Below are 24,157 nucleotides of genomic sequence, written 5' to 3' on the forward strand. Positions count from 1 at the left end.
TTACAGGAGAGCGTAAACGTGGTGCTGCTTCGTGCTGGATTTTTATTGCTGTGCGGCGTCCTGAGCGGCCCGCTGCTGGCCGCCAGCATTCAACACAGCTTCGCTTTTACCCAGGCGGGCACAGCGAAGTATCCGCCAGACTTCAGTCATTATGATTATGCCAATCCGCAGGCCCCCAAAGGCGGCAGCATCACCATGGCGGTGGTCGGCACCTACGACAACTTTAACCGCTACGCCTCGCGCGGCAATCCCGGCATCTACACGGAAGCCCTGTATGACGGGCTCTATACCGGCTCAGATGATGAGCCCGGCAGCTACTATCCGCTGATCGCCGACTCTGCCCGCAACGCCAGCGACTTTAGCTGGATCGAGATCCGTCTTAAGCCGCAGGCCCGCTTCCAGGATGGCAGCCCGATCACCGCTCAGGACGTGGCCTTTTCGTTTGGCAAATTTATGACTGAAGGGGTGCCGCAGTTTCGCGTCGCCTATCGCGGCGTGACCGTAAAGGCGCTGGACCGCCTGACGGTGCGAATTGATGCCCAGCAGCCGGACAAAGATCGGATGCTGGGATTACTGACGCTGCCGGTGCTGGCTGAAAAATTCTGGCACGATAAAAAGTTCAACGAACCCCTGAGTTCGCCGCCGCTGTCGAGCGGTCCTTATCGCATCACTAAATGGAAGCCCGGTCAGTTCATTGAGTACAGCCGGGTAAAAGATTACTGGGCGGCCGATCTGCCGGTTAACCGCGGACGGTTTAATTTTGATCGCATCCGCTACGACTACTATCTGGATGACAACGTGGCGTTTGAGGCATTTAAAGCGGGCGCGTTCGATTTACGGGAAGAGACCTCAGCCAAAAAATGGGCCACCCAGTATCGCGGCCGCCATTTCGACGATGGCAGCATTGTGAAAGAGACGTTGCCCAATCAGGCCGCGATTGATACCCGCTGGCTGGCGTTTAACAATGAAAAACCGCTGTTTCACGATCGCCGGGTCCGCCAGGCGCTGACGCTGGCGTTTGATTTTGAGTGGATGAACAAGGCGCTGTTCTATGGTGCTTATCAGCGTGCCAGCAGCTATTTCCAGAATACCGGGTTTGCCGCCCGCGGTGTGCCCGATGCGCAGCAGCAGGCATTGCTGGCTCCGTGGCGGGCGCAGTTGCCGCCTGACCTGTTCACCCAGCCATATCACCCGCCGGTTACCGACGGCAGCGGTTACGATCGCGCCAGTCTGCTTCAGGCGTTTGCCTTGCTGAAACAGGCGGGCTGGCAGATTAACCATCGCCGGTTGGTGAACGAGAAAACCGGTCAGCCGTTTAGCGTTGAACTGCTGTTGCGCAGCGGCACCAGTACCGAATGGGCGCTACCGCTGCAGCACAATCTGGCGCGGCTCGGTATCACCCTGACTCTGCGCCAGGTGGACAGTTCACAGTATCTGCGGCGGCTGCGTGAGGGCGACTATGACATGGTCACCACCGCCTATTCTGCTATGCCGATCCCCTCCTCCAGTCTGCAGGTTTACTGGCAGTCGGACTACATCGCCTCGTCGTGGAATACCGCGCGGGTTAAAGATCCGCTGGTCGATCATTTCGTCAAACAGATTGTGGCGCATCAGGGCGATCTCCCTGCCCTTCGACCGCTGGCGCAGGTACTGGATCGCATTCTGCTGTGGAATGCCTATATGATTCCAATGTGGTACAACGCAGAGCAACGGCTGGCGTACTGGGATAAGTTTTCCCATCCGGCCGGCAAACCGGCTTACAGCCTCGGGCTGGAAAACTGGTGGTATGACGTGAACAAAGCTGCCCGGTTGCCGGCCAGCAAACGCTAAGGAGTGGACCGTTGGCAACTTACTTTCTGCGCAGGCTGTTGCTGATTATTCCCACCCTGTGGGCGATCATCACCCTTAACTTTTTTATTGTGCAGATTGCACCGGGCGGTCCGGTCGATCAGGCGCTGGCCAATATCCAGTTCGGTCAGACCACGGGTCTGGCTGGCGGCGGTGCCGACAGCGCGGGGTCCCGCGCCAGCCTGAATGCACTTAACCCGGCGGATAATCAGTATCGCGGCGCACGCGGGCTGGATCCCGAAGTGATTGCGGAGATTAAGCAGCGCTACGGCTTTGATAAGCCGATCTGGCAACGCTATGGCGAAATGCTGTGGGACTATGCCCGCTTCGATTTTGGCGACAGCCTGTTTCGCAGCGCCTCGGTGCTGCAGCTGGTGAAAGAGAGTTTACCGGTGTCGATCAGTCTGGGCCTGTGGAGCACGCTGATTATCTATCTGGTGTCGATCCCGCTCGGCATCCGTAAAGCGGTACGCAACGGCAGCGCCTTTGATATCTGGAGCAGCACCTTCATCATTATTGGCTACTCGATTCCGGCCTTTCTGTTCGGCATCATGTTAATCGTGCTGTTTGCCGGCGGCAGCTATCTCGACTGGTTTCCGCTGCGCGGCCTGACCTCACCGCAGCATGACAGCCTGCCCTGGTACGGCCAGGTGCTTGATTATTTCTGGCACATCGCGCTGCCGGTGCTGGCAACGGTGATTGGCGGCTTTGCTACTCTGACCATGCTGACAAAAAACGCCTTTCTGGATGAGATACGTAAACTGTACGTGGTCACCGCCCGCGCCAAAGGGGTGCCGGAGCGCCGCATTCTGTATCACCACGTGTTCCGCAATGCGATGCTGCTGGTGATTGCCAGCTTCCCCGCCACCTTTATCAGCATGTTTTTCACCAGTTCGGTGCTGATCGAAGTGATATTTTCACTTAACGGCCTCGGACTGCTCGGCTATGACGCGACCCTGCAGCGCGACTACCCGGTGATGTTTGGTACGCTCTATATTTTCACCCTGATCGGCCTGCTGATGAATGTTCTCAGCGACTTAACCTATACGCTGGTCGATCCCCGCATTGATTTCGAGGGCCGCTGATGCGCTTATCTCCCCTGAATCAGCAGCGCTGGCAGCGCTTTCGCCATAACCGACGTGGCTACTGGTCGCTGTGGCTCTTTCTGGTTATTTTCCTGCTGTCGCTGGCTGCCGAGCTGATCGCCAATGACAAGCCGCTGCTAGTGCATTATCAGCAGCGCTGGTATTTGCCGCTGCTGTTTGACTACAGCGAGACCGATTACGGCGGCGTGCTGCCAACCGCCGCCGATTATCAGGACCCGTGGCTGCAGCAGCGGATCGATCAGCAAGGCTGGGCAATCCGGGCGCCAATCCGCTTCAGCGACAGCACCATCAATTTTGCCACTCAGGTGCCCTTCCCTTCACCACCTTCAGCGCAGAACTGGCTGGGCACCGACGCGACCGGCGGTGATGTGATGGCGCGTCTGCTGTACGGCACGCGTATTTCACTGCTGTTTGGCCTGCTGCTGACGCTGTTTTCCAGCGTGATCGGTATGGTGGTCGGCGCGGTGCAGGGCTATTTCGGCGGCAGGATTGATCTGATTGGACAACGGCTGATTGAAGTCTGGTCCGGCATGCCGTCGTTGTTTCTGCTGATTTTGCTCTCCAGCGTGATTCAGCCTGGTTTCTGGTGGCTGCTGCTGGTGACGGTGACCTTTGGCTGGATGAGCCTGGTCAGCGTGGTGCGGGCCGAGTTCCTGCGCACCCGCAACTTCGACTATATCCGCGCGGCACAGGCGCTGGGCGTCAGTGACAGCCGGATTATGCTGCGCCATATGCTGCCGAATGCGATGGTGGCCACCCTGACCTTCCTGCCGTTTATTCTGTGTGGATCGATTACCACACTGACCTCGCTCGATTTCCTCGGCTTTGGTTTGCCGCTCGGTTCGCCGTCGCTGGGGGAACTGCTGCTGCAGGGTAAAAATAATCTGCAGGCGCCGTGGCTCGGCCTGGCGGGCTTTTTCTCACTGGCGATCCTGTTATCGCTGCTGATTTTTATCGGCGAAGCGGTACGTGACGCCTTCGATCCGGGCAAAGGAGTCTGAATGACTGCGCCACTGCTTGCTATCAACCACCTTTCGGTCGCCTTTCGTCAGGGCGAACGGCTGCAGCGGGTGGTGGATGAGGTTTCATTACGCGTTGAGGCCGGTGAAACGCTGGCGCTGGTGGGCGAATCGGGTTCCGGCAAAAGTGTCACCGCCCTGTCAGTGATGCGGCTGCTGCCTCCCTCGACGGTCGCCTGGCCGGGCGGGGAGATCCTGTTCAACGGTGAGGATCTGCTGCGCGCCAGCGAGCAGCGGCTGCGCGGCATTCGCGGCAACCAGATCGCGATGATCTTTCAGGAGCCGATGGTGTCACTTAATCCGCTGCATACCGTGGAGAAGCAGCTGTACGAAGTGCTGTCGCTGCATCGCGGTATGCGGCCTGCGGCGGCACGCGGCGAAATCCTCAGCGTGCTGGATCGGGTCGGCATCCGCCAGCCCGCCGCCCGGCTGCACGATTTTCCGCATCAGCTGTCGGGCGGCGAACGTCAGCGGGTGATGATCGCCATGGCGCTGTTAACCCGGCCAGCGCTGCTGATCGCTGATGAGCCGACCACCGCGCTGGATGTGACGGTGCAGGCACAGATTCTGGCCCTGCTGCGCGAGCTGCAACGCGAATTCAACATGGGGATGCTGTTTATCACTCATAACCTGAATATTGTGCGTCAGCTGGCGGATAGCGTCAGCGTGATGCGTCAGGGAAAGGTGGTTGAGCAGAATCGCTGCCAGACGCTGCTCAGTCAGCCGCAGCATCCCTACACCCAACAGCTGCTGGCGGCAGAGCCGGAAGGCAGGCCATTGCCGCTGCCCGCCGACGCGCCGGTGATCCTGCAGGTCGATCGGCTTCGGGTCAGTTTCCCGTTACGCCGTGGCCTGTTCCGCCGCCAGGTGGGCGAAAAACGGGCGCTCTCTGCGCTGAGTTTTACCCTGCGGCGCGGCGAAAGTCTCGGACTGGTGGGTGAATCCGGCTCAGGTAAAAGCACCACCGGCCTGGCATTGCTGCGGCTGATTGAGGCCGGCGGCGAGGTCTGGTTTGATGGCCAGCCGCTGCATCAGCTGTCACGGCGGCAACTGCTACCGCTGCGTCGGCGCATTCAGGTGGTGTTTCAGGACCCGAACTCTTCGCTTAATCCGCGGATGACGGTGCAGCAGATTATCGCCGAAGGGCTGGCGGTGCATCAGCCTGAGCTGACCGCACAGCAGCAGGAACAGCAGGTTATTGCGGTGATGCAGGAGGTCGGGCTGGAGGTGGAGAGCCGTCATCGCTATCCGGCGGAATTTTCCGGTGGCCAGCGGCAACGCATCGCCATTGCCAGGGCGCTGATCCTTGAACCGGAGATGCTGGTGCTGGATGAGCCGACCTCGTCGCTCGATCGCACGGTACAGAAACAGATTCTGACGCTGTTGCGTCGGCTACAGCAGCAGCGCCAGCTGAGCTATCTGTTTATCAGTCACGATCTTGAGGTGGTGCGCGCCCTGTGCCATCAGCTTATTGTGCTGCGTCAGGGGGAAGTGGTGGAACAGGGGGAGTGTGAAATGCTGTTTGCCTCGCCTGCGGCGGAATACACCCGCGAACTGCTGCGTTCAGCGCAACTTAGCGAGCGATAAACGTTTCGGCAATCGCCACGCCCTGATTTTTCAGGCAGCAGTTGGTGGCGCTTTCGTCGCGGCGCTGGATAAACAGACAAGGCTGCCCTTCACACTCGGCCACTTTACAGTCGACCTGAATGTCAGCCAGCACCTCTTTCAGCTGCTGCAGGATCTCCCAGGCCGGAATGCCGTCGTGGCTGATTAACCGCAGCGCGATAAAATCCTGATCGTCCAGCGTGGTGTCATCCGCTTCGATGGCACTGTGATGATCGCTGGTCCAGCGAAAATGCTGTGGTAAGCGATGCACAATCGAAAGTTGCAGCATAGTTATCAATGTCCCCAGGAGTATTTACTTCGCCATCCCTTTGTGGTGGTCGCCCGGTGTCACGGCGTCGGTGTCCGGACGTCAAGGCCCGGCTTCTCATTTCCCACTAAAGCGAATCGCTGAATTTATTTTTTTGCGAGTGGTATCGCAATTCAGGCTATATGTACCGCGTTCGGCAGCACTTAACAATCATTTTAGACGCAATGTGGTTACTTTTTTAGCTAAATATTTTCACAATATCGAAACAAAGTGGCATAGCCGATCGGGCCGTCCGGGATAACCGTGACGGCCTGACTCGCTGAATGCGCTTAATGCGAGGCGTGACGGGGACGGGGACGGGAAGCGTAGAAGAACAGCAGCAGAGAAAGCGTGGCGCACAGCGCGATGGTGCCAACCATCGGCCAGGCACTGTTAAAACTGACCAGCGACAGCAGCGCGCCGACCAACGCACCCACGCCGAAGCGAAGCGTGCCGGCCAGCGAGGAGGCGGTGCCCGCCATATGCGGGAACTCATCAAGGATTACCGCCATCGCGTTCGATGAGACCATCGATACACAACCGATAAACATCGCCACCCCGAACACCAGCGGCAAAAAGCCAAGATCAAAGGCGCTGACGATCAGCAGCCAGATGCCCATGCAGAACTGAATCAACAGGCCGAGACGGAACATCGCTACCGGGCCAAAACGGCGCACTGCGCGGCTGTTAATCAGGGTTAAGATGAACAAAAACACCACATTGAGGCCGAAGTAATAGCCAAAGTTTTGCGGTGAAACGTGGTTCAGTTCGATGTAGACAAAGGGACCGGCGTTGAGAAAGGTAAACAGTCCGGCAAACGAAAAACCGCTCGACAGCATGTAGCTGAAGGCGCGTTTGTGCCGAAACAGGATCACGAAATTTCCCAGCGTGGTGCGCAGATGAAAACGCTGTCGCTGCTCGGGTTTCAGGGTTTCGCGAATCTGGGTAGTCACCAGCACCGTGGTGATCACCGCCGCCGCCGACAGCGCCCAGAAAATGGCGTGCCAGTTCCAGATCAACAGCAGCCAGCCGCCGATAATCGGCGCCAGCAGCGGCGCAATGGTGGTGATCAGCATCACGAACGACATCATGCGTGAGAAGTCCTCTTTCGAGTAACTGTCACGCATCAGGGCATTGATCACCACGCTGGCAGCAGCGGCCGATAATCCATGCAGAAAACGCATGGCGATAAGCTGATCGATAGTCTGCGACAGCGCACAGGCCGCGGCGGCGACGGCAAAAATCAGCGTACCGAGGGCAATCACCGGCTTACGGCCGTAGCTGTCGGCCAGCGGGCCGTAGATCAGCTGACCGATGGCGAACCCGAGGATGTAGAGGTTGAGCGTCATCTGCACGCTACCGGCAGAAACACCAAACTCACGCGCAATTTGCGGCATCGCCGGCAGATACATGTCAATCGACAGCGGCATCAACATCGCTAACAGACCGAGGATTACCACCAATCCTATCGGCGAATTCTTTTCCTTGCGCACACCCTCTCCTGCCCTTGCTGATTAAACCGTTCGGCCGCTGCGCGCTTGCAGTCAGCCGGCGCTGTTATTTTACCTGCAGCTCTTTCGGCATGCCGATACTGGCGATCTCGTCGGCGGTTAATGGCCGGTATTCACCCGGTTCCAGATCCGCATCCAGCGAAATATCACCGATTCGCTCGCGATGCAGGCCCACCACCCGATTACCGACGGCAGCAAACATCCGTTTCACCTGATGGTAACGCCCTTCGCTCAGGGTCAGCAGCACCTCGGTTGGGGTAATCACCTCCAGCTGTGCCGGTTTGGTCAGGCTTTTTTCATTGTGCAGCTGCACGCCAGCCGTAAACTGCGCGGCGGTATCGTCGCTAACCGGCGACTCCAGCATCACCCGATAGGTTTTCTCGCAGTGATGGCGCGGCGAGGTGATGCGGTGTGACCACTGGCCGTCATCCGTCAGCAGCACCAGCCCGGTGGTATCAATGTCGAGACGCCCGGCGGCGTGCAGTTTGAATGCCATCGGCTCTTCGATAAAATAGATGATGGTCGGATGATCGGGATCGTCGGTTGAACAGACGTAACCCTGCGGCTTATTCAGCATGAAGTAGCGTGGCCCGGTCTGCATCTGCAGTACGTTGCCGTCATATTCGACCTCGTGGTCGGGCAGCAGTTTGAAGGCGGTGTCGCGCACCACTTCACCGTTAACGGTGACACGCTGGCCACGGATCTCACGATGAGCGATGGCACGGCTGATTTCCAGTTGCTGAGAGATGAATTTGTCGAGTCGCATGAATTCGTTTTGCCTGTTACTGCGGAGGGAACCTGAAACGGCCTGGTTAACCGTTGAAAATGTACGGGAAGTATAGCGTGATCCGCGCCCGCCTGACAGCGCGTTTACCGCGCTTTCGTGGCATAATTACCCTCAGTTTGCCAAAAGTGATAGCCATGTCTTTTACCTTACGCCCCTATCAACAGGACGCGGTCAATGCCACCGTTGCGCATTTCCGTCGTCATCACCATCCTGCGGTTATTGTGCTGCCGACCGGTGCCGGAAAAAGTCTGGTGATTGCCGAGCTGGCCCGGCTGGCGCGCGGCCGGGTACTGGTGCTGGCGCACGTGAAAGAACTGGTGGCGCAGAACCACAGTAAATATCAGGCCTACGGTCTGGAGGCGGATATCTTTGCCGCCGGTCTGCAGCGAAAAGAGAGTCAGCGCAAAGTGGTGTTTGGCAGCGTGCAGTCGGTCGCCCGCAACCTGGACCAGTTCGACAGCGCCTTTTCACTGGTGATTGTCGATGAGTGCCACCGCATTGGCGATGACAAAGAGAGCCAGTATCAGCAAATTTTTAACCATCTGCGGCAGCATAATCCGCAGTTGCGGCTGCTCGGCCTGACGGCCACCCCGTTCCGCCTCGGAAAGGGCTGGATTTACCAGTTTCACTACCATGGCATGGTTCGCGGTGATGAAAAGGCGCTGTTTCGTGACTGTATTTACGAGCTGCCGCTGCGCTACATGATTAAACATCAGTTTCTGGTGCCGCCGGAGCGGCTCGATATGCCGGTGGTGCAGTATGATTTTAGCCGCCTGACGGCACAGTCTAACGGCCTGTTCAGTGAAGCCGATCTCAACCGCGAACTGAAACAGCAGCAGCGCGTGACGCCACATATCATCCGCCAGATTGTCGAGTTCGCAGAAGATCGACACGGCGTGATGATTTTTGCTTCTACGGTCGAACACGCGGGTGAAATTCTGCGGCTGTTACCCGTCAACAGCGCCCTGATATCAGCGGAAACCCCGGCCAAAGAGCGCGATGCGCTGATTGTGGCGTTTAAGGCGCAGCAACTGAAGTTTCTGGTTAACGTCGCGGTGCTGACCACCGGTTTTGATGCGCCGCACGTAGATCTGATCGCCATTCTGCGTCCGACGGAATCGGTCAGCCTGTATCAGCAAATTGTGGGCCGCGGCCTGCGGCTGTCACCGGGTAAAACCGACTGCCTGATCCTTGATTACGCCGGTAACCCGCACGACCTGTTTACCCCGGAAGTAGGCGCGCCCAAAGGTGCCAGTGATAATCAGCCGGTCCAGGTGTTCTGCCCGGCCTGTGGCTTTGCCAATACTTTCTGGGGCAAAGCCACCGCCGATGGCATGGTGATTGAGCATTTTGGCCGCCGCTGTCAGGGCGTGCTGGAAGATGACGACGGTGAGCGCGAGCAGTGCGACTTCCGCTTCCGCTTCAAGAGCTGCCCCGACTGCGGTGCAGAAAATGATATTGCCGCCCGGCGCTGTCACCAGTGCGACAAAATTCTGGTCGATCCGGACGACATGCTGAAGGCGGCGCTGAAATTAAAAGATGCGCTGGTGCTGCGCTGCGGCGGAATGACGCTGGAACAGGGCCGCGATGCCAAAGGTGAATGGCTGAAAGCCACCTATTACGATGAGGAAGGCACCAGCGTCAGCGAACGTTTTCGCCTGCAGACGCCGGCGCAACGCAAGGCGTTTGAGCAGCTGTTTATGCGCCCGCATCAGCGTGCGCCGGGCGTGCCGCTTGGCTGGCAAACTGCGGCCGACGTGCTGGCGCTGCAGCCGTTACTGCGCCATCCCGATTTTGTGGTGGCGCGGGCCAAAGGCCAGTTCTGGCAGATCCGCGAGAAGATGTTTGACTATCAGGGCCGCTTCCGTCGCGCCAACGAACTGCGTTAAGCGCCGCGCGGGCCGGTATATCGTTTGCCACCACCTGGCATAACGGCTATACTGCCGCCCGCTTTTGCATGTGCATCAGCGGTATTGAATAACCAGCCTGTTACTGGGTCGCCTGTAGCAGGAATTAAATAAAGAGATATATTAATGCTCACTATCAATGCAGTAGAACGTAAAGAGCAGGGTAAGGGTGCGAGCCGCCGCCTGCGTACAGCAAACCGTTTCCCGGCCATCATTTACGGTGGTTCTGAAGCGGCTGTTGCCATCGACCTGGATCACGACTCCGTAATGAACCTGCAAGCTAAGCCAGGTTTCTACGACGAAGTCCTGACCCTGTCTGTTGACGGTAAAGAAACCAAAGTGAAAGTTCAGGCTGTTCAGCGTCACCCGTTCAAGCCAAAACTGTTTCACATCGACTTCGTTCGCGCTTAATCGCGAGCTTGGTTGAAAGCAGAAGGGCCGGTTGCGAAACCGGCCCTTTTCTTTTGGCGCTGCCGGGTGAAAACGGTGGCACGCAGGTAAAGCCGGGCTTAGCCCGGCTTTTTATTTGCTGCTGGTCCGGCGCTGAAGCTGATCGCGCAGGTTCGGCGGCGTGCCTTTGATGGTCAGGGTATCGGTGGCCGGATCCCAGAAAATGCGTTCTCCTAACAGCATCGCATCAAAATTCAGCGTCAGTCCCCCGCCGCTGCCGGCAAATTTGGTTAACTGCCGCAGGGTGCTGCGGTCAGCCGGGAAACTCTCTTCCAGCTCGTAACCCTGCTCCTGGGTAAACGCCTGGAAGGTTTTTTCGCCCAGCGGCGGCAGCTCGCCCGACAGTTCTTCCAGCGCAATCTCTTCACCCGCCTGCAGCTGCTCGTTGCAGTAGCTGTAGACCTGCTGCCGGTAGTTCTGACGCTCCTGCTTATCGAGATTCGACTCGCTGCAGTAATCATCCACCGCCTGTAACAGACCGCGGTTCTGCGCTTTGGTGTCTAAGCCCACCTCAGCACCGAGGAAATCCATAAAGAAGTCAGCCACTTTACGTCCAACGCGACCGCGCAGGAAGGTCAGGTAACGGGTTGATTCCGGGTTAGTTTCCCATTCGGTCAGGTCGATACGCGCCACAATATCGGCATGATTAATGTCGAGATAATGGGTACTGCTGATGTCCATCTGCTCGTTAACCCGCATGCTCGACTGGCTGTTGAGCACCGCAATCAGCAGATAGTCCACTGCCAGATAGCGATAGTGAACAAACAGCACCACGCCGCCTTCGGCAAACGGATATTTTGCCAGCTCATCACGCAGGCGACCGGTGGCCGCCCGGCTAAAAGCGAGAAAATCATCGTTGCCCTGGCGACAATTACGCAGCGCGTCCGCCAGTTCACTCTCCGGGGTAAACAGGCCATAGGCTTTGCTTTTCGCGCTGTAAACCCGGTGCAGCTCCTCCACCATGGCGTTAACCGTGTTGGTAGCGGGTAACAGCGAATCGCGTAGCACCAGTTCAAGCTGGTTTTCATCGCGTTTAATTAACTGATGCAGGGCAATCTGGTCGATATCCAGACTCATGGTAGACTCTCCTTTTAGCACAGGCGCGTATTCAAACACCGCCGGCATCGGCTTTCAACTCCATGCGTAAAGCGAACAGTGCGCTTTCGATAAAATTGCGGAAAAAAGGTCGCTGTTCCGGTAATATATCGCCTTTTGAAATGAGCTCAGATAACGATATGCCACAATCTTCCCGTTACAGTGACGAACGCGTGGAACAACTCCTCGCGGAAATGGCCCAAATCCTGCAGAAGGACAAGGCCCCGACCGATCTTTCCCTGATGGTGCTGGGAAACATGGTGACTAATTTGATTAACAGCGATGTCGCCCCTGCGCAACGTCGTTCACTGGCCCGATCTTTCGCTGATGCCTTGCAGGCGTCGGTACGTGACGATAACGCCCATTAATTTGCTGATTTGATCTCATAATATGGTAACCAACCGGCAGCGCTACCGCGAAAAAGTCTCCCAGATGATCAGTTGGGGGCACTGGTTTGCTCTGTTTAACATCCTTTTCGCGCTGATTTTAGGCAGTCGCTACCTGTTGGTCGCTGACTGGCCTTCTTCGCTGGCGGGGCGTATTTACGCCTATAGCAGCTGGATTGGCCACTTCAGTTTTATCGTTTTTGCCGCCTATCTGTTGATCATCTTCCCGCTGACTTTTGTGGTGATGTCGCAACGGCTGTTGCGGGTGATCTCGGCGGTGGTCGCCACCGCCGGGCTGACGCTGGTGATGGTCGACAGTGCGGTATTCAGCCGCTTCCACCTGCACCTCAATCCGGTGGTGTGGGAGCTGGTGATCAACCCCGACCAGAGCGAAATGGCGCGTGACTGGCAGCTGATGTTTATCAGCGTGCCGCTGATCTTCCTGGTACAGATGCTGTTTGCCACCTGGAGCTGGCAGAAGCTGCGCAGCCTCAATCGCCGTTCATTTGGTAAACCGGTTGCCGCACTGTTTATCAGCGCCTTCTTTGCCAGCCATCTGATGTATATCTGGGCTGATGCCAACTTCTATCGCCCGATTACCATGCAGCGCGCTAACCTGCCGCTCTCCTATCCGATGACCGCCCGTCGCTTCCTTGAGCGTCACGGCTTACTGGATGCGCAGGAGTATCAGCGTCGTCTGGTGCAGCAAGGCGATCCGGAAGCGGTGTCGGTTGAATATCCGCTGAGTGAGATTACCTTCCGCGACGCCGGCACCCGCAATAATCTGTTGGTACTGACCGTCGATGGCCTGAATAACGCTACGCTGGCAAAAGCGCTGCCGCAGCTGAATCAGTTTGCCAGTGAAAATGTGCGCTTTACCCAGCACTACAGCGCCGGCGATACGCCGGAAAAAGGGCTGTTTGGCCTGTTTTACGGTATCTCTTCCAGCTACATGAACGGGATACTGGCGTCGCGTACGCCGTCTGCCCTGCTCGGAGCACTCAGCACCCAGGGCTATCAGTTCGGCCTGTTTTCGTCTGAAGGGTTTAATCCCCCACTCTATCGTCAGGCGCTGCTGACCGATTACACCCTGCCCGCCAGCAACAGTCAGCCCAATGCCAGTACCGTCAGCCAGTGGCAGAACTGGCTGGAGAAACAGCACGATGCCAGCAATCCGTGGTTCTCGTGGGTGGCGCTGAATGGCCCGGACGTTTCTGGCGACAACGCGAAAGCACGCCAGCGCAGCTATCTGCGTCAGGCACCGGCGGTTGATGAGCAGATTAGCGCGGTGCTTAATACCCTGCAGGCGCGTGATTTACTGAAAAATACCGTGGTGGTGATTACCGCCCAGCGTGGACTGGCGCTGGAAGGGAATCCTGACAGTGCCGGAAATCGAGAGATCCTGCAGGTGCCGCTGGTGATTCACTGGCCAGATACCCCTGCGCAAACGGTGGATCGTCTTTCTGACCATCAGGACGTGATGGCGACGCTGATGCAGCGCCTGCTGCATGTCCGCACCAATCCGGTTAACTATTCGCAGGGCGAAGATCTGTTTGCCGCGCGCCGTCGCCACGACTGGGTTGCCAGTAGCGAAGAGAACAAGCTGGTGATTACCACGCCGCAGGTGACGCTGGTGTTGAACAATAACGGCAGTTACCGCGCCTATGATGCGCACGGCAAGGCGTTAAAAGATCATAAACCGGAGCTGGCATTGCTGTTACAGGTGCTGACGGAAGAGAAGCGATTTATCGCTAACTGATTAATAATGAGGCAAATAGTCGGCTGGCGTCTTGCATTCATGGCGAGAACCAGTAGACTGACTGTCCAGTGTTCGGCACGTAGCGCAGCCTGGTAGCGCACGGTCATGGGGTGTCCGGGGTCGGAGGTTCAAATCCTCTCGTGCCGACCAAATTACTCTAATAGGTCAAAGGGTTAATCGAAAGGTTAGCCCTTTTACTTTATGGCCTTTTCTGCACCTGTGCAATTCCCCCTTGTGTACACTCTCCCCTTCTTCTTGCCCCTTTTCCTTCCCATGACAGGACGGAATATCGCTGTGCTCTATTCCTACTCTCCAGCAACTGACGTTGCTTTCGCTACGCTGCTCCCAAGGCTGCGCTACGTGCCTCTCTTTAACGCATTTCATGCACGCTATGACGCAGCATTGTGAACTCACAGAGGTAACTGTGTAGTGGCACACTGAATTTGGCCACCTGAACAGAGGTGATATCATCACCTCATAGTCAAAACAGGTGACATTATGACCGGACGTAACAGACGCAATTTTAGCCCCGGGTTTCGCCTCGAAGCTGCTCAGCTTGTACTCGATCAGCACTACACCGCTGCCGCTGCCACAGCGATGAGTGTCGGCAAATCCACGATGGACAAATGGGTCCGCCAGTTGAAAGAAGAACGATCGGGAAAATCACCCATAGCTTCACCCATGACACCTGAGCAGAAGGAACACCTAGAGATCCCCCATTATCCGGAACGCCAGTTTGCTGTAACCGGGCCTAATCAAATCTGGTGCGGTGATGTGACTTATATCTGGACGGGTAAACGCTGGGCTTATCTGGCCGTAGTGCTTGATCTGTTTTCCCGTAAACCGGCTGGCTGGGCTATGTCATTTTTCCCGGCTTCTGCACTGACAGCTAAAGCGCTGTCCATGGCCTGGGAAGCGCAAGGAAAGCCGGCTGATTTACTGTATCACCCGGATCAAGGCAGCCACTATACCAGCAGGAATTTCAGACAATTACTGTAGAGATATCAGATAAAGCAAAGCCTGAGTCGCCGGGGGAATTGCTGGGATAACAGCCCGATGGAGCGGTTCTTCAGAAGTCTGAAAACAGAATGGGTGCCGGATAATGGCTACGCTAATTTTACCCAGGCCAGCACGGCAATAACGAATTACATCACAGGATATTACAGCCAGCTCAGCCCCCATCAATATAATGGTGGCTTGACGCCGGATAAATCAGAACGATTGTTCTGGAAAAACGCTAAAGCCGTGGCCAGTTTTTGTTGACCACTAAATGGCGCCCCCTTAGAGAACATCAACCAGAGCGGCATAGCTCACCGTTAGAAATTATCAGCAGCCGATTTACCTGATCGTTGTCCACCCTGACCACGAGCGCCCATAGCGTGAGCGTGTGCGTTGCTATTGCCGTTGTTATCACCCTGAACGTGTGAACCTCCATGAGAATGGTTATCACGTCCACCTTTAATGGTTGTACGCTGGAAAGCGGCAATGTATGTAACGGATACCTGTATAGCAGGATCAATAGCAGCCAGTGCGCCAGCCGTTGTAGCATGTGTAACGCCATTAATCGAGACGCTAACCGGAGTATCTGGATGCAGGGTAGCGGCTGAAACGTTGATAGATGCAGGAGCGACAGCAGTAGATACCGTTGCTGCAGGAGCAACAGCAGTAGATACCGTTGCTGTAGGAGCAACAGCAGTAGATACCGTTGCTGCAGGAGCGACAGCAGTAGATACCGTTGCTGCAGGAGCAACAGCAGTAGATACCGTTGCTGTAGGAGCGACAGCAGTAGATACCGTTGCTGTAGGAGCGACAGCAGTAGATACCGTTGCTGTAGGAGCGACACCGATAGCTTTTTGCTGTTGCTGTGTGATACCGGCACGGTAAGCCGTGGCATTCACTACCGGGCCTTGTGTAACGGGTGTACCGGTAGGATCATTTTTCACCGGCTGATTAACAGCAGCGTATTTAGCAGCAGTAAGAGCGGCGTTATAGGCTCTTGCCGCTGTAGCAGCGTAATTGTGTGCGTCAGCCGCTGTATTACGTTCAGGTTGTGCCGGTGCGGTAGTGCCAGCAGGAATAGAACCGGCATAGGTTCCACCTGTCATGGCCTCTATGCGGCTGATACCTGCGTTAATGTTATTGTGACCGTCTGTGATTTGGTTAGGCGCTTGTGCGTTGCTGATCTGGTTCAAGCCCTGATTGATTTGCTGGATAGCGGCGTCATGTTCACTAGGGTTGTATGCAGCGTTAGCAGCAGGAACAGCCAGAACAAGAAGCGCAATTACTTTAAATTTCATTTTTTTATAAACTCAGTAAAATTGAGTGGTTACAAGCTACTAAAAGAACAAGTGCCACACTGTGTAAGCCATACAAGCCCACCCCACCAAAACCATTATGTTGCTACGTGTGCAATTTATTCTCGTTGGTGCGGAGTCCTGTTTTTAGTATTAGTGGGTAAGATCAAATAACTTCCGTATGCGTTCAATGTTTGAATTCATCTGTTCGCGTTCATGCTTGAAACTTATTCCGTATCGAATGAACCATTCAGAATCAACACCAGGTAATGCCTTTTCTGGTGCTTATTTGCATTTATCATATGATGCTATTTTACGCTCAAATTCAGCTGGAAGTTTTCCGGCATCCTCTGACTCAGCATAGCTCATTCCATAAGCTTGACCTGTAAGATCTTGACCTGCTACCACGCCTTTACATTCTATCCTCTTCTCAGCAGCAGCCCAGCGAAGCAACCGGGAAAGAAGCTGTACTTCTAAACGCACTGTTGAACCGCTCACCTCTTTGATCCGCCTCTGTCTGTACGTCACTACAATCAGCTAAGCCAAAGCGTTAAGCGGACGCAAAGCGCGCCAGCCATAGAGGCTTATGTCGCCCGCCCGACGGCTATTGCGCAATGCCAGACGGTACCTGACTCGTCAGCGTGAGTCTCGTCTCTTGCCCAGCGTCTTATCCGCCGTTGAGCCGCAGCAATAGCGCTATCACAGAATTAAAGCGATGCGGCGTGGCGCAGAACAGTATTCTGCTCTGCTGCGTCCAGGCGCGGGGAAAACGTCATGCGAAGCGAAATAGCGGCTTTTTAGTCATCAAACGGTCACGTAGCTCGCGCTCTGGGTATTCCGATCTATACTGAAAAGCGTGTGGGTAACGATAGGAGAGTTCATGACAGCAATCGAAAAAGACGATCCAACCGAAGCACCAGAGTCCGGCGATAAGCAACCAACTCCGCCAGACAAGAAGTAACCCACTAAGGCCGCGCCAGACGCGGCCTTTTCTATGGTCTATGGCTGTAGCCGCGGTGCCCGGTCGGTTGTTGCCCGATTGCCGGATATCTTCCCGCACTCGCCTGCTCAGCCAGGCAACATCCTGCGCGCTTTCAGGCAGTTACCTTTTGCAGTGAAATCCAGTCTGCCTCACAAAATAAGCACAACGCGACGCCAATTCATCAAACTGAAACAAAAATGTCACAAAAATTGCCTACTCTGGTCTCCCCTGAAATTGATGGATAATTTTTATGGCGATCAAAGCGAAAAGCCTGAAGGATGCAGAAGCGTTATTGCATTCAGGCATTGGCAAAGTGGAACTGGCGTACGACATTGGCAGCGACGACTTCTTTCGTCTGGCGAGCCACTGGTGCGACCGCGGCGCTCGCATCAGTAAAGGTCACCACCATTTTGTCGTTTCACTGAAAAGTTTTGCCATTCCCCCGAACGACTGATCCCTGCGGTCGGCTTGCCCCGGCATCCCGCGCCTGATTTAATGCCCTTTTGGCTTTGATCACGGCACCGCATGCGCTATCCCGACGTTCCGCTGCCGCCTCCCGCAGGCGGCTTTATCCTTTCTCAGCACCTGAGCGACAGCGATCCCTGGCTGGCGGTGAGCCGCTTTGACCCGCAACACTACTGTGATGCCCTTGCCGTTGGGTGGGGACTGCCGCTGCCCGCTCGTCTGCAGCAGGCGGTGAAAAAACGCCGTGCCGAGTATCTCGCCAGCCGGCTGCTGGCCCGCAGTGTGATGGCGCATCTCGGTATTGAGGATTTTATTCTGACCAACGCCGCCGATCGCTCGCCGTGCTGGCCCGCCGGCGTGCAGGCTTCGCTGTCGCACAGCGCAGGCGTAGTGGTGCTGGCAGCAACCCGTCAGCCTGGTGGTGTCGGCGTGGATGTCGAACAGCTGATGTCGGACGCAACGGCCAATGAAACCGCCGACCTGCTGATGAATTCTCAGGAGCAGCAACTGCTGCGGGCGCTGCCGATCGGCTTCAATGCTGCTGCCACCCTGCTATTTTCACTGAAAGAATCTCTTTATAAGGCGCTGTGGCCTCAACTGCATCAGCCGATGGATTTTCAGCAGGCGGCGCTGGAAACGGTCGATCTCCGGCGTCAGTGCGCCACGTTACGGCTCACTCATCATTTCAGCGATCGCTTCACAACAGGGACCCGCATGCAGGCGCAGTTTTTATGGCAGGACGATCAGGTGATTACCCTGCTGATGCAGCAGGCCTAAAAAAACCGGCTAAGCAATGCGGCTTAGCCGGGGTAAACACATGGCGACAGAAGAAGTTTCAGGATGGCAGAGAGCCTGCTCTCTGCTGAATTCCAGCATAACCTGGTCGCCGCGCAGGCCGCCAATATGCCTTTTTGCTAAGCTTTGCCAGCCGGCATCAAAGCCCGGTATCGGTGCGTTCTACCGAGTCGAGCGTGGCCAGATCGCGTTCGCGGCCGGTCAGTTCACTTAGCTGCCCTTCCCGCATCTCCAGCAGCCGATCGGCGTGAATAAAGTAGTGATCATCGTGACTGATGGCGAATACCGTTTTGCCGGCCGCCTGCAGCCACGGCAGCAGCTCGCGATAAAAGATACGACGGAAATGCGGGTCCTGATCCGCCGCCCATTCATCCAGCAGCAGCACGTCCCGCTCTTCAGCCACCGCCAGCAGCAGTGCCAGACGTTTGCTTTGCCCTTTGGAGAGCTGCAGATTCAGCACCTTATTGCCTTCAATCTTCAGTTTGTCCTGCATCTTCAGCCGTTCCAGCCACTGCTGCACTAACGCCGGGTTCGCCGGAATGCCTTCGTGACTAATCAGCCGATCGAACAGATGTACATCGGTGAACACCGCTGAGAAGTGTTTACGCCAGTGATCGAGCCCGTCAGCGTCAATCGGTTGGCCATCCAGCAGCAGACTGCCGGACTGCGGCTGATAGAGGCCGGTCAGCAGCATCGCCAGGGTCGATTTACCACTGCCATTACCGCCAATCAGGAACACCAGTTCACCGCGGCGCAGGGTCAGGTTAATCGGGCCGACCTTAAAGCCATTTTCACCGTAGTGAAAACAGACATCCCGTAGCTCCAGCGTCTGCCAGTCCGCTTTGGACGGAGAAGCGTGGAATTCGGGCTGATAAGGCGCCAGATCAAAGGCGTTGAGTTTGCGGAATGCCACCTGCGCGCTGAGCAAAGTGGGCAATGCGCCGACTGCCGACAGCAGCGGCGTGCGCAGAAACAGCAGCGTCAGGGAAAAGGTCGCCGCCACCGCCGTGTTAGCCCAGCCGAGGCTGTTGGCCATAAAAAAGACCATGCCGATGGCGCCCAGCGTCATGATATTCGACCAGTTCACCGCACTGAGATGATAGGTATCGGCCCGCACGATATGGTGCCGCCAGGCAGTGGCATCTTCCTGATAGACGCTTTCATAGATCTGACGGGCGCGCTCGCGGTTAAGCTGCAGCTCTTTGCGTCCGTCAATTACCGTCTGGTAGTCACGATAGAGGTGATCTTCGATTTCACGCAGCTTCGCCATGTGCTGATACACGCGCGACACCAGCATCCAGCCGCCCACCAGCGTCACGGCCAGCCAGCCGCTGGTCACCAGCAGCATTTTGGGGGACAGCCAGGCCAGATAGATTGCTGAACCCAGGGTGATAATGATGCCCTGAATCAGCTCCGGCAGACGTACAAAAGCCAGGGTAATGGCCCGAACATCGCTGGTGAGACCGGCCAGCAGTTGCGCGCTGCCGAGTTGCTCAATCCGCTCCACCCGGGTATCCAGAATGCGTTTGATAAATTCACCGCGCATCCGCCAGACAAACTGATGGCCCAGCATCGTCAGCGCCAGCTGAGAGGCCAGCGTGACCGCCATCAGTACCACCAGCTGCAACAGAAACTGCGGCAGTACCGCATAGGAAGTATTGATCGCGACGATCATTTCGCGATTGATGAAGGCGATCATGCCAATCCCCAACACCGCACTCAGCAGCGTCAGGGCGATAACCCCGATAAAAGGCCAGCGAAACTGGCGAAAAACAACGCTTAACAACGTCATGCAGACAATCCAGCAGTCAAAAAACAGCCTGCAGTGTAATGTGATGCAAAATGATAGCAATAGTTATTCGCACTGCGCCGCGCGCGGCAGGACGAATCAAAAGGCGCGGCGGAAGGTCAGGTTATAGCGCCATGCGCCGACCAGCGGATGGACGCCCGGCTTGAGCGGCAGGATACCGTGATAACGCAGGCGAGACGGGCCGCCCCATACCACAATATCGCCATGCTCCAGCAGCACCCGCTGGGTGGCGTCACCACGTTCAAACCCGCCAAACTGGAAGACCGCCGGTAATCCCAGCGAGACTGAGACGATCGGCTGCCGCAGATCTTTCTCATCTTTGTCCTGATGCAGGGTCAGCTTCGCCCCCGGTTCGTAGCGATTGAGCAGACAGGCATCCGGATTAAAGCCGGGAAAGCCCGCTTCACGCGCAGCGGCCTGCGCCAGGCTGCGAAACAGCGGCGGCATTGGCGGCCACTTGCGGCCGTTGAGGTTGTCCTGCTGCTGATATTGATAGCCGCGTGAATCCACTGACCAGCCAAAGTCGCCGCAGTTGGTCATCGCCACCGACATGCGGTGCCCGCCCGGCGTAATGCGATGCGCAAACGGATTCTGGTCGGCGATAGCCAGAATCTGCTGATAGAGCGCTTCAGCCTCATCGCGCGCCCGCCGGCGCAGGATCACCGCCCCGTCAGCCAGCGGTTCCTGCCACGGTTGCTCTTCGCTAAACAGATCTAACATCAGGGTGCTCCTGTCGACTCGGGTTTAATCAAAAAGGCGGCAAACTGCGGTGACATCCAGCTGACGAAACCGTCCCCTTCTTTACTGATCAGATAGACCGCCAGCTGCTGCTGGATCGCCAGCGCTTTGGCTTTTTCACTGCCCAGCACCATCAGCCCAGTATCCCAGCCGTCGGCCTCCAGCGCGGTGGTGGCAATCACGGTTGCCGAAACCAGTTTATGCTCAATCGGCCGGCCGGTTACAGGATCGATGACGTGAGAAACGCGCTTGCCGTCCAGTTCATAATAGTTGCGATAGCTGCCGGAGGTGCTGATGCCGTGTCCCTGCAGATCGACCCGCGCCTGCACCGCATTCTCACGGTCAGTCGGCTTTTGAATGGCGACCCGCCACGGCTGGTGCCGGGCGTTAAGCCCGCGGCTCAGCACCGCCCCGCCAACCGAGACCAGATAATTATTAATCCCCAACTGCTCCATCAGGCGCGCCAGATGATCGGTGGCGAAGCCCTCACCTACCGTTGAGAGATCAACATATAAGCCAGGCAGATCCTTTTGCAGCCACTGGCCACCCGCGCCCTGCACCACCCGCAGATGCTGCAGACCGGTCTGTGCTTTGGCCGCCGCGATTTCCGCCTCATCCGGCGTCCAGGTCGGCTGTTTTGTCGGGCCAAAGCCCCACAGATTGACCAGCGGTCCGACGGTGATATCCATCGCTCCACCGGTTTTAGCACCAATGCGCAAGGCGAGCGTGACGATATCCGCCATATTCTCGCTGATCGGCTGGGGCGTCAGTTCACTGCTCTGATTAAAGCGCGACAGCACCGATGTGGGCTTCCAGGTAGAAAGCTCAGCGTCGTCACTGTCGAGCTGCTGCTGAATGCGCTGCTGCAGTGCGGCTTTGCGTTCACTGTCAACGCCCGCCAGGCTGACCCGCCAGACCGTGCCCATGGTTTTGCCTTCCAGCACCATCGATGAGGTCGCTGCTGGTTTATCACAACCGGCTAACAACAGAATGGCAAACGGTAAAGACAGCAGATTAATCTGATACCTCATCAATCCTCACTTGTAAAAATTTATCTATTCCTGCTACAAAGCATAAATCGCTGGTAAAGAGCGTAAAAGAGGGTTGAATCCGGCGGCTAATGACGACAGTATCAACCCGTCATCTACTATGCATCCGCCCGTAACCGGGCGATTTACGTTTAACGGTTTGGTTTAATTAAGGAGTAGCAGATGATCTACGTGATTCTTGCCATCGCCCTGAGTCTGTTCATTTTCAGCAGCTACAAAGTCTGGCATCAGCGTCGTCATCGTCATATGGCCCTGTCACGGGCGCGCCATTAGCCTGCAGCGCTGCACCTGAACGGGGCAACGGCCTCCTCATAATGTGCGGCAAGTTTACCAGAAGCGGTGGCAGAGCCGTGGCTATCAGAGCGGTAAAGCTGGCATGAATTCTGCACTGTTGAAACAGTGTTTATCTCTGAGAGGTGCAGAATGAAAACGTCACAGAACCTGCAGGCGGCCTGGCATCAGTGGCTGAGCTTTTCAGCCTTTTCTCTGGCGGGCGTGGCTTTTGAAGGTGCCCGATTTGGCAGTGTGGTCTCGCCGGTCACGGCAGTCGCGAAAGCGAAAAAGTGGCGAACGGCAGATGAGATAAAGGAAAAGGATTAGTGACTCAGGTGCGCAGCCCGCGCTGCGCACCTGCACAAATCAGAACTGGTAAACCAGACCCAGTGCCACCACGTCGTCGGTATTGATACCGGCTTGATCGGTGAACTGGTTGTCATCCAGCAGGTTGATTTGGTAATCCACGTAGGTGGACATGTTTTTGTTGAAGTAGTAAGTCGCGCCTACATCAATGTATTTCTTCAGGTTTTGTTTACCCCAGCCCTGCACATCGGTGCCGCGTGAGGTGACATACGCCAGCGATGGACGCAGGCCGAAGTCGAACTGATACTGCGCCACCAGTTCCCAGTTTTCCGCTTTATCCGCATAACCAAACACCGGCGAATTACTGCTGCCGAAGCGGGTTGCGTTGTAAGACTTGGTGTACATCGCTGCCAGATAGATGTTGTTGGCATCGTATTTCAGACCGCCGGTGTAGGCTTCTGCTTTGTCGCCACGACCGAGGATACCCGCCTGGTTGCCGTTCTGGTCGTTGGTACGGTCAGACTGGAAAGCTGACGCACCGATACCAAAACCGGAACCGAGATCGTAAGTGGTGCTCAGACCCCAGCCGTCACCGTTCTGGCCCAGCACATCACGACCGTTGGGTGATTCATCGCCATTGCCGTTTTTGCCCTGATACTGCACCGCAAAGTTCCAGCCATCGACCAGGCCGAAGAAGTTGCTGTTGCGGTAGGTCGCCATACCGTTGCCGCGCTGGAACATAAAGTTATCCGCGCCATAGGTATCACCACCGAATTCCGGCAGCACGTCGGTCCATGCGCCGATGTCGTAAGCTACGCCGTAGTTACGACCGTAATCGAACGAACCTGCATCGCCAAACTTAATACCGGCAAAACCGACGCGGGTATAGCTGTCAGCTGTACCTTCAGATTCTGCATTGTTCAGCGCCGCCTGATACTCCCACTGGCCGTAACCGGTCAGCTGATCGCTGACTTCGGTTTCGCCTTTGAAGCCAAAGCGGACATAAGACTGATCGCCGTCAGAACCATCGTTATCAGAGAAGTAGTGCAGACCATCGACTTTACCAAACAGGTCTAATTTGTTGCCGTCTTTATTGTAGATTTCAGCTGCGTTTGCCGATCCTGCTGCGACCAGCAACGCAGGGATCATCAGGGAGAGAACGCGACGTTTCATTTTATTACCCTCTGTAATGTGCCTTTATTATTTGCCACTGCGAACTGAATGATTAAAAATTCAGCCGGCAAGCCATTGTTGTTTTATAACGGGCAATAATCCATCACGAAAATGCTACTAAATTTCCAAAACTGTTTCATAGTTCGAAACAGTTATTTCTGAATGTAAGTTTTGGGGAACTAATAACCAGCACGTATCGATAAAAAATATGGCACAAAAAGCCAACCTGATTTCGCATCCTTGGTTATCAACAGGTTATCTCGGAATGCTCTGAAGCACTGAATGATAAAACTTATGCGTCATCAGGCAATACAATAGATCCCGCTATCATCATTTATTTCATTATTACCTTCATTCACCCCGAATGAGATGTTTACCCTAATTTCCCGCCGGACAAGTTTGTCCGGCATTTTTTTTGCCTGCGATCCGCCGTTGCGATTGGCGTAATGTAAACATGGTTTTCCGCCGTTAATTAACTTTATTACCTGGCCG

The 24,157-nt window shown here is 56.0% G+C and carries 22 protein-coding genes, 1 tRNA gene and 2 pseudogenes; 15 read left to right on the plus strand and 10 right to left on the minus strand.

Annotated features, from left to right (window positions below):
- Positions 1–21: 21 nt before the first annotated feature.
- The 4 genes from AC6I8D_RS13635 to yejF are packed head-to-tail and all read left to right on the plus strand — an operon-like array spanning position 22 to position 5,560.
- A complete protein-coding gene (locus AC6I8D_RS13635) occupies positions 22–1,830 on the plus strand; it encodes an extracellular solute-binding protein (RefSeq protein WP_312055506.1) in 1,809 nt (602 codons plus the stop codon).
- Between the two features lie 11 nt (positions 1,831–1,841).
- Positions 1,842–2,933, plus strand: coding sequence for a microcin C ABC transporter permease YejB (locus tag AC6I8D_RS13640; RefSeq protein WP_031377232.1), 1,092 nt, complete (start codon positions 1,842–1,844; stop codon positions 2,931–2,933).
- Entirely contained in the window at positions 2,933–3,955 is a 1,023-nt protein-coding gene (locus AC6I8D_RS13645; protein ID WP_312055431.1) for an ABC transporter permease, read from the plus strand. Before AC6I8D_RS13640 ends, AC6I8D_RS13645 begins: the two co-directional genes overlap by 1 nt.
- Entirely contained in the window at positions 3,956–5,560 is a 1,605-nt protein-coding gene (gene yejF, locus AC6I8D_RS13650) for a microcin C ABC transporter ATP-binding protein YejF (protein ID WP_312055430.1), read from the plus strand.
- On the opposite strand, the gene AC6I8D_RS13655 is transcribed toward yejF, so the two are convergent.
- The 3 genes from AC6I8D_RS13655 to rsuA form a co-directional block, all read right to left on the minus strand.
- The gene (locus AC6I8D_RS13655; RefSeq protein ID WP_312055429.1) at positions 5,547–5,867 is read right to left on the minus strand and encodes a YejG family protein; all 321 of its coding nucleotides are present in this window, start codon (positions 5,865–5,867) and stop codon (positions 5,547–5,549) included. The genes yejF and AC6I8D_RS13655 overlap by 14 nt on opposite strands.
- A gap of 308 nt (positions 5,868–6,175) precedes the next feature.
- Positions 6,176–7,378: a Bcr/CflA family multidrug efflux MFS transporter gene (locus AC6I8D_RS13660; protein WP_497820345.1), complete on the minus strand. Its 1,203-nt coding sequence runs from the start codon at positions 7,376–7,378 to the stop codon at positions 6,176–6,178.
- A gap of 64 nt (positions 7,379–7,442) precedes the next feature.
- A complete protein-coding gene (gene rsuA / locus AC6I8D_RS13665) occupies positions 7,443–8,162 on the minus strand; it encodes a 16S rRNA pseudouridine(516) synthase RsuA (RefSeq protein WP_312759669.1) in 720 nt (239 codons plus the stop codon).
- 155 nt (positions 8,163–8,317) lie between these two features.
- Here rsuA and radD point away from each other — a divergent pair, with 155 nt between their 5' ends.
- The gene (gene radD, locus AC6I8D_RS13670) at positions 8,318–10,072 is read left to right on the plus strand and encodes a DNA repair helicase RadD (RefSeq protein ID WP_312055426.1); all 1,755 of its coding nucleotides are present in this window, start codon (positions 8,318–8,320) and stop codon (positions 10,070–10,072) included.
- Between the two features lie 144 nt (positions 10,073–10,216).
- The gene (gene rplY / locus AC6I8D_RS13675; protein WP_013358540.1) at positions 10,217–10,501 is read left to right on the plus strand and encodes a 50S ribosomal protein L25; all 285 of its coding nucleotides are present in this window, start codon (positions 10,217–10,219) and stop codon (positions 10,499–10,501) included.
- Positions 10,502–10,612: 111 nt separating this feature from the next.
- Here rplY and yejK read toward each other — a convergent pair whose 3' ends face one another.
- Entirely contained in the window at positions 10,613–11,617 is a 1,005-nt protein-coding gene (yejK, locus tag AC6I8D_RS13680) for a nucleoid-associated protein YejK (protein WP_312055425.1), read from the minus strand.
- 158 nt (positions 11,618–11,775) lie between these two features.
- Here yejK and AC6I8D_RS13685 point away from each other — a divergent pair, with 158 nt between their 5' ends.
- The 5 genes and pseudogenes from AC6I8D_RS13685 to AC6I8D_RS13705 all read left to right on the plus strand — a co-directional run.
- On the plus strand, positions 11,776–12,003 hold the full coding sequence (locus tag AC6I8D_RS13685) for a YejL family protein (RefSeq protein ID WP_009089108.1): 228 nt from the start codon (positions 11,776–11,778) through the stop codon (positions 12,001–12,003).
- A gap of 22 nt (positions 12,004–12,025) precedes the next feature.
- Positions 12,026–13,780 (plus strand): LPS biosynthesis-modulating metalloenzyme YejM, encoded by a 1,755-nt coding sequence (yejM, locus tag AC6I8D_RS13690; RefSeq protein ID WP_312759662.1) that lies wholly within the window; start codon positions 12,026–12,028, stop codon positions 13,778–13,780.
- A 73-nt stretch (positions 13,781–13,853) separates the two neighbouring features.
- Positions 13,854–13,930, plus strand: a tRNA-Pro gene (locus tag AC6I8D_RS13695).
- A 348-nt stretch (positions 13,931–14,278) separates the two neighbouring features.
- Positions 14,279–14,425, plus strand: a pseudogene (locus AC6I8D_RS13700) (transposase); the annotation flags it as partial.
- Between the two features lie 54 nt (positions 14,426–14,479).
- Positions 14,480–15,043 (plus strand): annotated as a pseudogene (locus AC6I8D_RS13705) (IS3 family transposase); the annotation flags it as partial.
- Positions 15,044–15,096: 53 nt separating this feature from the next.
- On the opposite strand, the gene AC6I8D_RS13710 reads toward AC6I8D_RS13705, so the two are convergent.
- A complete protein-coding gene (locus tag AC6I8D_RS13710) occupies positions 15,097–16,077 on the minus strand; it encodes a hypothetical protein (protein WP_497820346.1) in 981 nt (326 codons plus the stop codon).
- Between the two features lie 282 nt (positions 16,078–16,359).
- On the minus strand, positions 16,360–16,572 hold the full coding sequence (locus AC6I8D_RS13715) for a hypothetical protein (RefSeq protein WP_497820347.1): 213 nt from the start codon (positions 16,570–16,572) through the stop codon (positions 16,360–16,362).
- A gap of 734 nt (positions 16,573–17,306) precedes the next feature.
- Between AC6I8D_RS13715 and AC6I8D_RS13720 the strand changes: the two genes are divergently transcribed.
- Together AC6I8D_RS13720 and AC6I8D_RS13725 are read left to right on the plus strand one after the other, a co-directional pair.
- Complete coding sequence (locus AC6I8D_RS13720; RefSeq protein ID WP_312055421.1) at positions 17,307–17,510, plus strand: hypothetical protein; 204 nt, start codon at positions 17,307–17,309, stop codon at positions 17,508–17,510.
- Positions 17,511–17,581: 71 nt separating this feature from the next.
- The gene (locus AC6I8D_RS13725; protein ID WP_497820348.1) at positions 17,582–18,298 is read left to right on the plus strand and encodes a 4'-phosphopantetheinyl transferase family protein; all 717 of its coding nucleotides are present in this window, start codon (positions 17,582–17,584) and stop codon (positions 18,296–18,298) included.
- Positions 18,299–18,455: 157 nt separating this feature from the next.
- Here AC6I8D_RS13725 and AC6I8D_RS13730 read toward each other — a convergent pair whose 3' ends face one another.
- The 3 genes from AC6I8D_RS13730 to apbE all read right to left on the minus strand — a co-directional run bounded on the left by AC6I8D_RS13730 (position 18,456) and on the right by apbE (position 21,895).
- Positions 18,456–20,108: a multidrug ABC transporter permease/ATP-binding protein gene (locus AC6I8D_RS13730; RefSeq protein WP_312055419.1), complete on the minus strand. Its 1,653-nt coding sequence runs from the start codon at positions 20,106–20,108 to the stop codon at positions 18,456–18,458.
- Positions 20,109–20,204: 96 nt separating this feature from the next.
- Entirely contained in the window at positions 20,205–20,846 is a 642-nt protein-coding gene (alkB, locus tag AC6I8D_RS13735; protein WP_312055418.1) for a DNA oxidative demethylase AlkB, read from the minus strand.
- A complete protein-coding gene (gene apbE / locus AC6I8D_RS13740) occupies positions 20,846–21,895 on the minus strand; it encodes an FAD:protein FMN transferase ApbE (protein ID WP_497820349.1) in 1,050 nt (349 codons plus the stop codon). Before apbE ends, alkB begins: the two co-directional genes overlap by 1 nt.
- Positions 21,896–22,075: 180 nt before the next feature.
- On the opposite strand from apbE, the gene AC6I8D_RS13745 reads away from it, so the two are divergent.
- Together AC6I8D_RS13745 and AC6I8D_RS13750 are read left to right on the plus strand one after the other, a co-directional pair.
- Positions 22,076–22,186 (plus strand): response regulator, encoded by a 111-nt coding sequence (locus AC6I8D_RS13745; protein ID WP_312055416.1) that lies wholly within the window; start codon positions 22,076–22,078, stop codon positions 22,184–22,186.
- Positions 22,187–22,336: 150 nt separating this feature from the next.
- On the plus strand, positions 22,337–22,513 hold the full coding sequence (locus tag AC6I8D_RS13750) for a hypothetical protein (RefSeq protein WP_162836812.1): 177 nt from the start codon (positions 22,337–22,339) through the stop codon (positions 22,511–22,513).
- Between the two features lie 39 nt (positions 22,514–22,552).
- Here AC6I8D_RS13750 and ompC read toward each other — a convergent pair whose 3' ends face one another.
- Positions 22,553–23,665, minus strand: a complete 1,113-nt coding sequence (gene ompC / locus AC6I8D_RS13755) for a porin OmpC (protein WP_312056722.1) — start codon at positions 23,663–23,665, stop codon at positions 22,553–22,555.
- Between the last annotated feature and the right edge of the window lie 492 nt (positions 23,666–24,157).

The sequence above is a fragment of the Pantoea sp. X-Soil-MYKO-1785 genome, from assembly GCF_059730675.1.